The organism is Rhodococcoides kyotonense (genome assembly GCF_900188125.1).
In the GTDB taxonomy this organism is placed as follows: domain Bacteria; phylum Actinomycetota; class Actinomycetes; order Mycobacteriales; family Mycobacteriaceae; genus Rhodococcoides; species Rhodococcoides kyotonense.
This window is the reverse complement of record NZ_FZOW01000002.1, coordinates 405,756-419,700: the sequence shown is the minus strand read 5'-3', so window position 1 is coordinate 419,700 and position 13,945 is coordinate 405,756. Positions and strand designations below refer to the sequence as shown.

Sequence of the window (13,945 nt, the reverse complement as noted above, 5' to 3'; positions counted from 1 at the left end):
ACGACCAGATAGCTACCAGGGTCCATTCAAGCGGACGGCCGGGACGCAACAACCCCCGCCACCCGCTCGGCCAGTTCGCGGACGGGGATTCCTGTCGCCTCGGATACCCGGTGGAGATCGTCGTGCTCAGGCTTCGCCCGGTGAGGACCGATCTTGACGCGGACGGTCATGCCCTCGATCTCCACGTCGGTCCATCGGCGCGGCAGGGTTCGGCGGTCGACGATGGTGCGCCGGACGCCGAGGGTTCCGGTCTCGGCCACCAGTCGCTCCTCGACGCTGCCCGCTACGTGCCGGGCGCACAGGGCGGACACCGTATGCATCGGCCGACCCTTCTTACCGATCGCCGGCGAGATCCACGCGTCGGCAGCGCCTGCCTCGAGAAGCCTAGGGATCAGTTCACCCAGGACCTCTCCGGTGACGTCGTCGAGGTTGGTCTCGAGCACGACCATCGCCTCGACCGGATCCGTTTGCGACACAGGGGTTCCCAGCACTGCCGTCAGATCATTGGGCCGTCCCGGGGTGTCTCGACCACCTGCGCCGTATCCCACCGAGTGCATCGTCATCGCCGGCACCGGGTCGTACCGAGCCCCGGACGTCGCCAGCAATGCAGCGCCCGTCGGGGTCACCGTCTCGGTATCGGTGTCGACGCCGACCACCCGTGCACCACGCAACAACCCGAGCGTCGCGGGCGCGGGCACCGGCAACAGACCGTGCGCCGCGTGCGTCTGACCGATCCCCAGCCCTACTGGCCCCGAGTACACGGCGGTGACGCCCAAAGCTTCCAAAGCTGCTGCCACTCCGACGGTGTCGACGATCGTGTCGACGCCACCCAACTCGTGCAGGTGCACTTCTTCGACCGTGGAGTCGTGAATCTTCGCCTCGGTCTCGGCCAAGGATCGGATCGCGCGCACAGCGAAGTCCGAAACCTCCTCGGGCACAGCTCGTGCCGCCATCTCGAGCAATTCCGACGCGTGCCGCGCGGGCACGTGCTCGTCGACAGTCACGACGGCGTGTGTTGCGCGAACACCTTGCCTCTCGACCGACTCTGTGGTCACACTCCATCCCGTGATACCGGTCGATTCGATCGCTGCCCTGACCTTGTCGATCGGCGCACCCAGATCGAGCAGCGCACCGAGCATCATGTCACCGGAGACACCCGCGATCGGGTTGAGCCACAGAATCATTCGTTCGAACCGGTTCTCGTGAAGGACTTGGAGAGTCGGAAAGCAGCCATGGCGGCACCGAACCCCGAATCGATGTTGACGACCGTGACGCCCGCTGCGCACGATGTCATCATGGCCAGCAGCGCGGTGACGCCGTCGAGTGCCGCGCCGTACCCGGTGGATGTCGGTACTGCGATCACCGGCCCTGCAACGAGGCCTCCGACGACGCTGGCCAGCGCACCTTCCATGCCGGCGACGACGACAACGGCATCGAAACTGCGAATCGCGTCGACACGCGCCATCACGCGGTGGATACCGGCTACGCCGATGTCGCGAATTTCCTTGACCGACATGCCGATTGCAGATGCGACAGCAGCGGCTTCCGCCGCCACGGGGCCGTCCGCAGTGCCGGCAGTGACGACGCCGAGCGTGAACGCGCCCGGTGATGCACTTCGCCAGAACAGCACGCGGCCGAGCGCGTCGTACGCCGAACCCGGCACCGCATCGCCGACGACGGCAGCAGTGTCCGCGGATACCCGAGTCACCAGGACCGGCCCGGAGTTGTTCTCCAACAACGATTCCACGATCGCCGCGATCTCGGCATCGGTCTTACCCGGTCCGTACACCACCTCGGGAAGTCCTTGGCGGCGTTCGCGATCCAGATCGACCGTGTAGTTGGCCTCGCGCGTCATCGAACGACCGGCGTCAAACTGAGCAGCGCGTTCATGCTGCCACTACGAAGCCCTCGGAGGTCCAGAGATCCGAACACGAACCCGGCCCGATCCAGAATACGGAGAATATCGTCGCGAGAGTCGAAGGCCGCAGCCATGTCTCGCTCGGCGACCTCCACTCGGGCGAGGGTGCCGTCGGCATGGGTACGCACGCGGAGCTCGCGAAACCCCAGATCGTGCAGCGCCTGTTCGGCCTGCTCGATCTTCCCGAGCACCTCGGCCGTCACCCGGTCCCCGTAGGCGATGCGCGACGACAGGCACGCCGCCGCGGGCTTGTCGGCGGTCACCAGACCCCACGATGCACTGATGGCACGCACGTCGGCCTTGGTCAGTTGCGCGTCGACCATCGGGGCGATCGCACCACGCTGCGCCGCGGCAGTCTGCCCGGGGCGGTGGTCACCCAGATCGTCCAGGTTGGTTCCGAGCGCCATGGACGCACCCATCATCGTCGCCAACGGCGTCAACGCGTCGAACAGCGCAGTCTTGCAGTGGAAGCACCGATTTCCGGTGTTGGCCACGTACTCCGGGTCGTCCAGTTCGTCGGTGCAGACCTCGACGTGCGCGATGCCGTGCTCACGTGCGAATCGGCGGGCCGAGGCGCGTTCCGACGCAGGCAAACTGGCCGAGACGGCAGTCACCGCGATCGCACCGGAGCCGAGCGCACGATGCGCTGCCATGGCGAGCAGCGCGGAGTCCGCGCCTCCCGAGAATGCCACCAACAGCTTCGTTTCCTGGGACAACCGGGTCAGCAGCCGATCGGCGGGCGCGCTCACTCCGCCACGTCCGACAGGTACGGAATCGTCTGCGGGCCTTCGGGAAGGACACATACACGTGCATCCGGGCCGACGCGGAGCAGTTCTTCCTCCACCGCTGCAGCGATGTCCTCGACCAGGAACAGATGAGCCGTCTGCAGCTCGGCGTCGGACAGGTAGGTGGTGTGCATTCCGACACGTGCCTTCGCGAGAACTCGTGCGAGCACCTGAACCTGCCACTGGTCGGGCACCGTCTTCTCGCGCGCCGAGATGGCAGTCAACAACTCCGCCGGCGTCGGCTCGGAGGCGAGTACCTCGCGGAAGGAGCCGTGGTCGGGGAACCCGTCGCTGCATTCGGCAGCGCAGATGATGAGTCCACCGGGTTTGACCACCGTTGCGGCCGCGGTCATTCCCTTGACGGCCTGGTAGACGCTCTGGTCGAGAGGAAATCCCGAGTTCGTCGTCACGACGACGTCGTAGAGCTGGGGCACCGGCACCATGGACAGTTCTCGAACCACCTCGCGAGTGGTCTCGTGCATCGTCAACAGTTCGCCACCGAACGCGGCGACGACCTTCTGCTCACGGTTGAGCACCACGTCGAACGCGAAGTCGACGCCGGTACCCGACGCGATGGCTCGAACGTCGTCGTGCACCGGGTTGCCCTCGCACACAGCCCACGTCGCGTTCTCGCTCCCGATCCGCGCCGCGTTGTGCAGCGTCAGGACGGTGTCGAGTCCAGCGAGACCGGGAGCTACCAGCTTCGGTCCACCACTGAATCCTGCGAAGAAGTGCGGCTCGACGAAACCGGTGGTGATCTTGATGTCGGAATCGACCCAGTGGCGGTTGAGCCACACCGGCACACCGTCACCGTAGGTACCCATCCACTTCAGCGAATCGTCGTCGCGTGCATCGTGATTGATGATGCGCATGGTGTCGACGAGTTCGTCGCCGAGCATGATTCGAAGTTCTTCATCCGTGTTGCCACGATGGGTACCGGTGGCCACCAGGATCGTGAAATCGTCCTTCGTCGAGATTCCCTCGAGCTCGGCGAGCAACGCTCGCACCATCAGCTCACGCGGCTGCGGTCGCGTCAGGTCACAGAGTGAGATCGCAATCTTCTGACCAGGTTTTACGACCTCACGCAGCGGCGGTCCTGCAACGGGCTTCGCAAGCGCCTCGCGCAGAACGGCCGGAACATCCTCGGCAGCGGCTTGATAGGTCGGCGCGACGACAGTGGTGCGGTCTTCCGGCAGCTCTACCGTCAGACCTGTTCTGCCGTAGGCGAGTTCCACCGGGATTCTGGACTCGGCCATCACATCTCCTCGTTCTCGTGTTCATGGTGCACGCGGCGGGCGAACTCGCCCCTACCGCGGCCGAATGGGGCAGCCCAGGAATAGGCTGCCCCACGCGGGCTTTCGATGGCTGTGTCTACGACGCTACCTGGATCGCTAAGGAACCATCCAGCCGAGGACCGGCGTGGACTGCAGCACGATCAACACCGTGATGACTGCCAGCAATCCTAGGCTCCACGGAAGCAGCTTGCGGAACAGCGTACTTTCCGACCCTGCGACTCCCACCGCGGCCGACGCGACGGCGAGGTTCTGCAGCGAGAGCATCTTGCCCATGACACCCGCCGAGGAGTTCGACGCGGCCATCAGCGTCGCCGACAGGCCGGTCTGTTCGGCTGCAGTCACCTGCATGGCACCGAACAACGAGTTCGACGACGTATCGGAACCGGTCAGTGCGACACCGAGCCAGCCGATGATCGGCGACAGGACGGCGAAGAAGACACCGGTGGAGGCCAGCGCGAGTCCGAGCGACGTCGTCAGGCCCGAGAGGTTCATCACGAACGACAGTGCCAGCACCGACGTGACGGTCACGATGGTCCACTTGAGCTGAACGAGAGTGGCGCCGAAGGTACGAAGTCCCTGAAGCGGCTTGATCTTGTAGATACCCATCGTGATGATGCCCGAGAGCAACAGCAAAGTCCCGGTTGCTGCGAGGTGATCGAACTTGAATTTCTGCGCAGCAACTGCATTTCCGTCGGCGTCGACCACGTCGAGGCCGGGCCACTGGAACGTCGTGCTTCCGATGCCCACGAGGGCGGACTTGACGGCAGGAATCTGCGCGATCGAGAAGACCGCGATGACAACGAGATACGGTGCAGCCGCCATCAGAACGTGTGGGAGCGGCGGACGCTTGACCACTGCCGCGCCGGTGACCGCCGTTGCCGTACGGGACGATCCGACGCCACCGCCGTCGGAGATTCCTTCGGTCGGGGTGTGGTCGTCGTCCGTCGGTTCCGTCGTGGAGATGACTTCCCGCGGCTGCCAGATGCGCAGGAATGCAAGAACTGCCACGATCGTCGCGACGGCGGCGAGCACGTCCGTCAGTTCCACTGCAATGAAGTTGGACACCAGGAACTGAGCGAGACCGAACACGAAGCCAGCGACGAGCGCTACGGGCCAGGTCTGCTTGACTCCGCGCTTTCCGTCGACGAGGAGAACGAGCAGCATCGGCACGATGATCGCCACGAGCGGCGTCTGACGGCCGGCCATGCTGGACAGTTCCATCAGGTCGATTCCCGTGACGCCGTTGAGGGCGATGATCGGAGTACCCATGGACCCGAACGCCACCGGCGCGGTGTTGGCGAGCAGACAGATGACCGCTGCCTTGATCGGGTTCATGCCCGTCGCGATCAACATCGCCGCTGTGATGGCTACCGGAGCACCGAAGCCGGCGAGCGACTCGAGCAGCGCGCCGAAGCAGAAAGCGATGAGTACGGCCAGGATTCGGAGGTCGTTGGAGATGGACCGGATGGTCGTACCCAACGTCTCGAACCACGGAGTATCAGCGCTGAGTCGATAGATCCACAGGGCGGTGATCAGAATCCACAGGATGGGAGTCAGCCCGTAGGTGACCCCGGCCGTCGCAGCGGCGAAGGTCTGCCCGATCGGCATCCCCCACACGGCAACAGCCAGGACCAGCGCCACGGCTAGCCCGCTCAGAGCCGAATATTGTGCTTTGACGCGAAAGACGCCGAGCAGCACGAACATCGTGACAAGGGGGACGGCGGCGATCAAGGCCGACAAGGCCAGGGATCCACCGACGGGATCGGTTATCTGCTGAAACATCAGATCTCTTTCGATGTCTTTATCGGACTGTGCGGGAGAAGGTTCCGTACAGGGATGCAATGTGAGACGCGGAGGCGCGAATCAGTTCGGTCGTGTGCCCGCTCATCTCATCCAAGGTCGACGGGCCGGATGCTATGGAGAACGCTGCCGTCACACCGGCGTCCAGACCCTGCTTCGGGTCGAGGAGCACGCGCCCCGCCAGTACGACGACCGGACATCCGGACGGTACCGCACTCGCGACTCCCGCAACTACCTTTCCGTTCAACGACTGTGAATCGAACGAACCTTCGCCTGTGAGAACGAGATCCGCATTCTCGACCAATTCGTGGAATCCGACTGCTCCGAGTACGAGTTGGGATCCTGGAAGGAATTCGGTGGTGAGAACCGTCGACAGCGATGCAGGCATACCGCCTGCCGCACCGGCGCCGGGAAGAGCGGTCGCGTCGATGCCGGTCGCGTCGGCGAGGACGGACGCAAGGTTCGAGAGACCGGAGTCGATGCGCTGCACATGATCCGGGCTCGCGCCCTTCTGCGGCCCGAATACCGCTGCAGCACCGCGACTTCCGAGCAAAGGATTGTCGACGTCGAGGGCGACGCGAAACCGAACGTCGGTTGCATGCTCATGCAAGCCGGTCAGGTCGACCGAGCGAATATCGCTCAATCCTTGTGCCCCGTAAGCGACTTCGGAACAGTCGGCGTCCAGGAACTTCACTCCCAGCGCACGAACGAAACCGGTGCCACCGTCGTTGCTCGCCGACCCGCCGATGCACAGCAGGATGTCCGTCACACCCTCGTCCATCAATTTCCGCGCGAGAATCCCGACGCCGAAGCTGTCGGCGCGCATCGGTTGCAATTCGACGTCGGACACATGTGGCAGTCCGTTCGCTTCCGCGGCCTCGATCACCCCGGTCGTGCCGTCGCCGGAGACGGCGACGCGGGCCGTGCGGGGCCGTCCGATGGCGTCGACGGTGTCCACTTCACGAATCTCCGCGTTCAACCCCGCCGCCAGCGCATCGAGCGTCCCCTCGCCACCGTCCGCGAGCGGGCATTCGATCACAGTTGCCGCCGAACCCAGGACGTCTCGAACTCCGGCCGCCATTGCTGCAGCCGCCTCGGCGGCAGTGCATGTGCCCTTGAACGAGTCCGGAGCCGTGACGACCACGTAACTTTTCGTCATCTCTGTAGGCTAGGTCACAGGTCGTCCGTCAGATATAGGCCTGCCGCACACAGTTTTACTGAATCTTGACCCAGTTTCTGGGCGTCACGCACTGTCGTGATGCGCCGCCACGGACTCCGCAGTCAGCGCGATCCGCATGGTGACAGCGTCGTCGAACCTTCGGAGATCGAGTCCTGTCAGCGATTGAATGCGATTCAACCGCTGCACGACGGTATTACGGTGGGCATGCAACGCCGTTGCGGACGCGACGACCGACAGATCGTGATCGAGGACGACGGCCGCCGTGTGTCGCAGGGTGCCCGACAGCGGTTCGAGCGAACGGTAGGCACTGTCGATCGACAGCTCGTCGGCCTGCTGCCCCAGCAGGATCTCGAGATCGAAGCGGGCGATGTCGTGCACCTCGCCGTCACCGAAATGCACTGCCCGCGTGACGATGTCGAGCCGTCGCGCATCGATTGCGAGTTCTTGCGTTGTCGCAGAACGCCTTCCAGCGACCACCGTCGCACGGCGGGACTGCAGCCGATCCAGAACGACGTCACGTACACCTGCTCCGGCGCGGCCGATCAGAAACCAGGTGACACCCGAGCGCTCTATTCCGACCACGTGATCGAGACCCGCGATGCTCGCACGCAACCGACCCGACGGCGCATCGGACCCGGCGGTGTCGAACGCCGCAAGCAAACTCCACGGGGGCTGACTGGGACGACCGACGTCGCTCAGGACGGAACCCACACGCGCCTCGCCGATCCTCGGCTCACTGATGAGCGCGTTGAGTAAGTCCTTCAGCGTGGATTCACGCCAGTGCGAATCGTTGAGCTGCTGCTCCTGCCGCAGAAGCAATGTCACGGTCAGAACCACCACTCGCGCAAGAGGTTCGACGCTCGACGGCTTGCCGGTGACTCCGACGACACCCACGGCGTCGCCGTCGACGACCAGCGGTACGTTCACTCCGGCCTTCGCCTGCTCACGATCCCTCTCGATACGGACGATGTCGCGAGACTCGAGCGCGGCGATGGCACCGTCGTGACTGGTACCCAGCCGCGTCGGGTCCGCCGACGCGATGATGATGCCGCGGTGATCCATGATGTTGACGTTGTGCGCGACGACGGGACGCACCTGATCCACGACTCGTTGTGCCAGTTCCGCGCTCAGCATGGCGATCACCTCCGCTTGAATGTCGCATTCATACGATCAGATGGCTACCAGGGTCCATTCAAGCGGGCCCGGGAACGTACGCGGGCCAGGAATCGCAAGCGGGCCAGGAAACGAAGAAGGGGCCCGCCGACACTGCGTGCCGGCGGGCCCCTTCGGGAAGAACTGCTTACTTCACGGACAGCGATTCCAGGATCTCGCGAGCCAGTGCGGCGGTCTCGGACGGCGTCTTGCCGACCTTGACGCCTGCGGCCTCGAGAGCGTCCTTCTTCGCCTGAGCCGTTCCGAGCGAGCCGGAGACGATGGCGCCTGCGTGGCCCATGGTCTTGCCCTCGGGAGCGGTGAAGCCTGCGACGTAGCCGACGACCGGCTTGGTCACGTTGGCCTTGATGTAATCGGCTGCGCGCTCTTCCGCGTCGCCACCGATCTCACCGATCATGACGATGAGCTTGGTCTCGGGGTCAGCCTCGAACGCCTCGATGGCGTCGATGTGCGTCGTGCCGATGACCGGGTCTCCACCGATGCCGATGGCGGTCGAGAATCCGAAGTCACGGAGCTCGAACATCATCTGGTAGGTCAGCGTGCCCGACTTCGAGACCAGGCCGATGGGGCCGGTTCCGGAGATGTTGGCAGGCGTGATGCCGACGAGAGCTTCACCCGGGGTGATGATGCCGGGGCAGTTCGGGCCGATGATGCGAGTCTTCTTGCCCTTCTCCACGTTGTAGGCCCACGCGAACGCGGAGTCCTGCACCGGGATGCCCTCGGTGATGACGACGAGCAGCGGGATCTCCGCGTCGATCGCCTCGACGATGGCGTCCTTGGAGAATGCCGGCGGGACGAACGCGATGGAGACGTCGGCGCCGGTCTTCTCGATTGCCTCTGCGACAGAAGCGAACACGGGAAGCTCGATGTCGTTGCCCTGCGCGTCGACATGCTTGACCGTGGTTCCGGCCTTACGTGCGTTGACGCCACCGACGACATTGGTGCCTGCCTTGAGCATCAGCGCGGTGTGCTTGGTTCCCTCGCCACCGGTGATGCCCTGGACGATGACCTTGTTGTCCTTGTTCAGAAAGATAGACATGGTTTCCTCTACTTCGCTGCCAGCTCGGCGGCCTTGTCGGCGCCTTCATCCATGGTTCCGGCGAGCGTCACCAGCGGGTGCGCGGCGTCGGCGAGAATCTTTCGTCCCTCTTCGACCTTGTTGCCGTCGAGGCGGACGACCAGCGGCTTGTTGGCGTCGTCGCCCAGCTTCTTCAGCGCGCCGACGATGCCGTTCGCAACTGCGTCACATGCGGTGATACCACCGAAGACGTTGACGAACACGCTCTTGACCTGCTCGTCACCGAGGATGACGTCGAGGCCTGCAGCCATGACCTCGGCCGAGGCGCCGCCACCGATGTCGAGGAAGTTGGCGGGCTTGACGCCGCCGTGTGCCTCACCGGCGTATGCGACGACGTCCAGCGTGGACATGACCAGTCCAGCGCCGTTGCCGATGATGCCGACCTGTCCGTCGAGCTTGACGTAGTTGAGGTCGTTCTCCTTGGCCTTGGCCTCGAGAGGATCGGCCGCGTCCTTGTCCTCGAAGTCAGCGTGGGCCTCGTGGCGGAAGTCTGCGTTCGCATCGAGCGTGACCTTGCCGTCGAGCGCGAGGATCTGGTCGTCCGGGGTGCGAACCAGCGGGTTGACCTCGACGAGAAGCGCGTCTTCCTTGATGAAGACTTCCCACAGCTTCTGGATGGTCACCGCAGCGGCGTCGAGCACCTCGGCGGGAAGCTTGCCCTTTTCGGCGATATCACGAGCAAAAGCAAGGTCGACGCCCTTGACGGCATCGACCGGAATCTTCGCGAGTGCGTCCGGGTTCTCCTCGGCCGTCACCTCGATCTCCACGCCACCCTCGACCGAACACATCGCGAGGTAGGTGCGGTTGGTGCGGTCGAGCAGGAAGGAGATGTAGTACTCCTCGGCGATGTCGGAAGCTTCTGCGACGAGAAGCTTCTTGACGACGTGGCCCTTGATGTCGAGCCCGAGAATGGCTTCTGCGTTCTCGGTGGCTGCAGCGACGTCCTTGGAGTACTTGACGCCACCGGCCTTGCCGCGGCCTCCAACCTTGACCTGCGCCTTGACCATCACTGGCTTGCCGATTTCCTCGGCAATCTGTGTTGCACCCGCAACCGTGTCGGTGACACGGCCTGCGGACGTGGGTACGCCATGCTTGGCGAACAATTCCTTCGCCTGGTATTCGAAGAGATCCATCAGCTCACCGTCTCGTCTACGTTGACGCCCGCTCAAGGGGTGTGAGCGGGTCCGGTCATCGACTTTATCCACGTGCCCGACGGCTCCATCGCCCGCCCGGATGGTATGTGGTCTATCTCACCGGGACGCGGCATGTGTCCCACGTCTCACTGGGTGCGTCGTCGAGCCGAAAGTACCGCTGCCACACCGAGAATCACGACGGCGAGACTTCCGGCCACCACACCGGGACCGACCGACGGGTCTGTCGCACGCGCGGAAGTGAGGGGCCATCCCGTCACGTAGACGATCATCGCGACGGATCCGCCCGCGAGCAGCGCGGCACCACGCGTCGGCCTCGCTCGAGACGCGACGACGGCTGCGATCACCACGGTGACCGCAAGCGCGAGTTGCCCCCACACGTCCCATCCCCACGGGAGCTCGGTCACGGAGGCCGCGGTCACGTCGGCGCCTCGATACAGCGGCAAAGCCAGACCGATAGCCGCGACGACGGCCCCCGACAGTGCAACCGATCCGACGACGCGATCGGCTGTCACTTCGGACGTGTCGACATCGTCACGCTCTGCACTTCCCGCCGACAGAGTCGCAGCGCCGCACACGACGGCCGCGACGACGGCAACGAGGATCGCGATCCCGCCGGTTCCGACCTCGATCCCGGTGATGTCGGTCGCGAGCACGACCGACTGCAGAACACCGGCCGACGTCATCACGACGGCCACGCTCAGCACGCCGAGCGCCGGCCTGGCCGTGGCTGCGAACAAAGAGAAGAACAACGGAACCGATGCCACGACGAGTACGAACCCTGCGATGACGGCCGTGCGTGTCGCGAGAATCGTCGGCGACGGTAATCCGTCGGGCACGACGAGAACCGGCAGCAACCCGCCTGCGATCGACGCCACGCCCGAGACGACACCCGCGGCCCCCGCGACGACGTGCCACCGCGTCGTCGACGCTTGTCCGTCACCGAGCCCGGGCCGCCTGATTCGATCCGCGGTGGCGCGCCGATCACGCGCGGCTGCGGCGGGCAGTGCTGCACCTCCGGCAACGAGAAGTACGACGGCAGCGACGGCGCCGACGACCGACCCCGGCGAAACCTCGATCCCCGGTCCCGACGACAGTCCCGCGACGACCCTGGATCCGAGGATTCCGAACAACGCCGCCCCTGCGCCGAGCAGTGCGCCCGAGGCCACGACGGGTGAGATCGACGCCAGAGCCGCCGCCGCGACGACCAGAACGGCCAGCGCGACGAGGGCCGAACCGACTGCCGTCGTCCACGGCGACGCGATGACCGCAGGCACGAGCACGATCGAATCCGTGGACGCGAACGGCGGAACGAACAAAGCCCCGGCGCCGACGACGGCAGCAGCAACGACCGACACCGACAGAAGCGCGCCGATGCGGGCTGCGGAGGCGCGGCCGGTCAGATCCGGGCTGGCCGACTCCCCGTAGCCGTCGTCGAGAGAGGCACGTCCGACGGCAATCCAGCCCGACACCCCACCGACGACGGCCAACGCGTGCGCTGCGAGAACCAGATACGCGCCGACGCCCGGCTCGAGAGCGGCCGCCGTGACGGGACGGAACAGCTCGAGACGGTTGGCGTCGATCGGATCGAGCATCAGGCCCACGTCGAGAACAGTCAGTCCGAGAGCAACGGATCCGTACCCGGCCGTCAGCGCCCCGGCGAACGCCGGACTACGAAGCAACGACACCACCGCACCCACCGCGACGACGACGAGCGGAACCACCGACACGATCGCCGCGGCGACGACGCCTCCCTCGGGGGCGCGACCGGACTGCGAGGTGACGGTGTCGGCCGCATTCGCTGCCAGTGCGATCAGGGCCGCTGCCGAGACGAACGCTGCCGCGGCAAGAGCGGGAGGACGGGCACTCTTGTCCCCTACTGCGGAGCCCTCGATGACTCGAGGAGGAACTTTGCCTGATCCGTGGATCTGAGATGGGGACGCCACACAGGAGACGCTATCGTTCGTTCTCGGGAACTCCGATCACGTGTGCCGCGTTTCGACAACGGGATCGTGGGTACTCGCGGGTTGTCGGAGACCCCAAGCGTGTCTCCGCATTTCGCCTGTTCGCATTGTGAGCCATCTCACATATAGGACCATAGGCCCCGTAAAACTTGCGCCGGTCGCAATCGTTTCGTTACCGTCTGCCGAGTCTTAAGTCACGAGCAGATCACGAAACGGAGGCCGCAGGTCTTGTCGCAACACCGCGCGTCCTTCACCGCCAGCCGATTCGTCAAACCGGCAGCGGTCACCGACAGCGCACCTGCTGTCTACTCGCCCGAGACCGTGTACTCCCAGGAGACCGTGTACTCGCGAGAGACCAGCTGGGGTTCCGAGACCGAAGACCTCGAGTCCACCGGGTACGACTACTTCGCCAGCAGCTACGGCTCGGCCGAGAGCTACCACGACTCCGAGCTCCACACCGTCGCCGACGTGCAGATCGATACCGTCACCGAGACCATCGCCGCCGTTCCCCGCAAGGGTGGAGCGCACCGCATCCCGACGCCACCCACCGCACTCAAGGGCCGTGCCGCGGTCCTCGCAGTCGCCGCCGGTGCAGTCGTCGCAGCGGGTCAGGCCGTCGTGGATCACGAATCCACCACACCGAACACCTCCGAGGAAGTCGCACTCGCGGCAGGCGCAGCACCTGCAGCCCCCGGAATCGTCGCCACCGCAGCCCCCGAGGCCGCGGAATACGCAACGGACACCACCGAGACATCACCGTCGTCGGCGCCGCAGATCCTCAACGTCGCGAACCCGGTCGATCTCAGCCAGTTCAACGACTTGCTCGCCAAGGGCCAGCGCTTCAGCGAGGAACGCGCTGCACGCGAAGCAGCGGCACGTCGCCCGCTGTTCGTACTCCCCGCAGTCGGCACGTACACCTCCAACTTCGGCACTCGCTGGGGCGTTCTGCACGCCGGTGTCGACATCGCCAACTCCATCGGTACGCCGATCCTCGCAGTCGCCGACGGCAAGGTCATCGACGCGGGACCTGCGTCCGGGTTCGGCATGTGGGTTCGCCTGCAGCACGCCGACGGCACCATCACCGTGTACGGACACATCGACAGCGCAAACGTCACCGTCGGCCAGGAAGTCATGGCAGGCGACCAGATCGCGCGCATGGGTAACCGTGGTTTCTCCACCGGCCCGCACCTGCACTTCGAGGTCCACCTCCCCGGCGAAGCCAAGATCGACCCGCTGCCTTGGCTCGCGTCCCGCGGCATCAGCCTCGGCCCCGAACAGGACTAGTCACTCCCGTTCGCTTCGCCCAACCTTTTTTCGCCCACCTCCGTTCGCCCCTCCTTTCGCCCCCCTTTCCGGAGCGAATGTGACATTCAGTCACTCAGAGTGAGCGAAGGCGCCATTCGTTCGCCCACCTCCTTTCCGGAGCGAAGGCGTCATTCGCTCACTCACGGTGAGCGAGGGCGTCATTTAGTCACCCACAGTGAGCGAAGGCGCCATTCAGTCACTCAGAGTGAGCGAATGTGACATTCAGTCACTCACAGTGAGCGAAGGCGCCATTCAGTCACCCACAGTGAGCGAGGGCGCCATTCGCTCACCCGAGC

The 13,945-nt window shown here is 65.0% G+C and carries 11 protein-coding genes; 1 reads left to right on the top strand and 10 read right to left on the bottom strand.

The features are described from left to right. Nucleotides 1-26: 26 nt before the first annotated feature. From larC to CHB96_RS04755, 10 genes are all read right to left on the bottom strand, one after another. Nucleotides 27-1,184 carry a nickel pincer cofactor biosynthesis protein LarC gene (larC, locus tag CHB96_RS04800; protein ID WP_176444131.1) on the bottom strand — a complete coding sequence of 386 codons (1,158 nt, stop codon included), beginning with the start codon at nucleotides 1,182-1,184 and terminating at the stop codon, nucleotides 27-29. After that, on the bottom strand, nucleotides 1,181-1,855 hold the full coding sequence (gene larB, locus CHB96_RS04795) for a nickel pincer cofactor biosynthesis protein LarB (protein WP_089243562.1): 675 nt from the start codon (nucleotides 1,853-1,855) through the stop codon (nucleotides 1,181-1,183). Before larB ends, larC begins: the two co-directional genes overlap by 4 nt. Then, entirely contained in the window at nucleotides 1,852-2,667 is an 816-nt protein-coding gene (larE, locus tag CHB96_RS04790; RefSeq protein WP_245865235.1) for an ATP-dependent sacrificial sulfur transferase LarE, read from the bottom strand. The genes larB and larE overlap by 4 nt, the downstream gene beginning before the upstream one ends. Next, nucleotides 2,664-3,959 carry a nickel-dependent lactate racemase gene (gene larA, locus CHB96_RS04785; protein ID WP_089243558.1) on the bottom strand — a complete coding sequence of 432 codons (1,296 nt, stop codon included), beginning with the start codon at nucleotides 3,957-3,959 and terminating at the stop codon, nucleotides 2,664-2,666. Before larA ends, larE begins: the two co-directional genes overlap by 4 nt. Before the next feature lie 135 nt (nucleotides 3,960-4,094). Continuing rightward, a complete protein-coding gene (locus tag CHB96_RS04780) occupies nucleotides 4,095-5,780 on the bottom strand; it encodes an L-lactate permease (RefSeq protein WP_089243556.1) in 1,686 nt (561 codons plus the stop codon). A gap of 19 nt (nucleotides 5,781-5,799) precedes the next feature. Continuing rightward, nucleotides 5,800-6,957 (bottom strand): glycerate kinase, encoded by a 1,158-nt coding sequence (locus tag CHB96_RS04775; protein ID WP_089243554.1) that lies wholly within the window; start codon nucleotides 6,955-6,957, stop codon nucleotides 5,800-5,802. A gap of 84 nt (nucleotides 6,958-7,041) precedes the next feature. Further along, nucleotides 7,042-8,112: a sugar diacid recognition domain-containing protein gene (locus CHB96_RS04770; protein WP_089243907.1), complete on the bottom strand. Its 1,071-nt coding sequence runs from the start codon at nucleotides 8,110-8,112 to the stop codon at nucleotides 7,042-7,044. Nucleotides 8,113-8,278: 166 nt separating this feature from the next. Further along, a complete protein-coding gene (sucD, locus tag CHB96_RS04765; RefSeq protein WP_089243552.1) occupies nucleotides 8,279-9,190 on the bottom strand; it encodes a succinate--CoA ligase subunit alpha in 912 nt (303 codons plus the stop codon). Between the two features lie 8 nt (nucleotides 9,191-9,198). Then, entirely contained in the window at nucleotides 9,199-10,362 is a 1,164-nt protein-coding gene (gene sucC, locus CHB96_RS04760) for an ADP-forming succinate--CoA ligase subunit beta (RefSeq protein WP_089243550.1), read from the bottom strand. 146 nt (nucleotides 10,363-10,508) lie between these two features. Next, nucleotides 10,509-12,326, bottom strand: coding sequence for a hypothetical protein (locus tag CHB96_RS04755; protein ID WP_245865233.1), 1,818 nt, complete (start codon nucleotides 12,324-12,326; stop codon nucleotides 10,509-10,511). Nucleotides 12,327-12,572: 246 nt separating this feature from the next. Between CHB96_RS04755 and CHB96_RS04750 the strand changes: the two genes are divergently transcribed. Continuing rightward, nucleotides 12,573-13,628, top strand: coding sequence for a M23 family metallopeptidase (locus tag CHB96_RS04750; protein ID WP_089243548.1), 1,056 nt, complete (start codon nucleotides 12,573-12,575; stop codon nucleotides 13,626-13,628). Nucleotides 13,629-13,945 lie beyond the last annotated feature (317 nt).

What these genes read in the sequence shown, in the direction of transcription:
- larC (WP_176444131.1), bottom strand. Translation starts at nt 1,184, where the DNA reads ATGATTCTGTGGCTCAACCCGATCGCGGGTGTCTCCGGTGACATGATG.
- CHB96_RS04775 (WP_089243554.1), bottom strand. Translation starts at nt 6,957, where the DNA reads ATGACGAAAAGTTACGTGGTCGTCACGGCTCCGGACTCGTTCAAGGGC.
- CHB96_RS04770 (WP_089243907.1), bottom strand. Translation starts at nt 8,112, where the DNA reads ATGCTGAGCGCGGAACTGGCACAACGAGTCGTGGATCAGGTGCGTCCC.
- larA (WP_089243558.1), bottom strand. Translation starts at nt 3,959, where the DNA reads ATGGCCGAGTCCAGAATCCCGGTGGAACTCGCCTACGGCAGAACAGGT.
- CHB96_RS04780 (WP_089243556.1), bottom strand. Translation starts at nt 5,780, where the DNA reads ATGTTTCAGCAGATAACCGATCCCGTCGGTGGATCCCTGGCCTTGTCG.
- larB (WP_089243562.1), bottom strand. Translation starts at nt 1,855, where the DNA reads ATGACGCGCGAGGCCAACTACACGGTCGATCTGGATCGCGAACGCCGC.
- sucC (WP_089243550.1), bottom strand. Translation starts at nt 10,362, where the DNA reads ATGGATCTCTTCGAATACCAGGCGAAGGAATTGTTCGCCAAGCATGGC.
- sucD (WP_089243552.1), bottom strand. Translation starts at nt 9,190, where the DNA reads ATGTCTATCTTTCTGAACAAGGACAACAAGGTCATCGTCCAGGGCATC.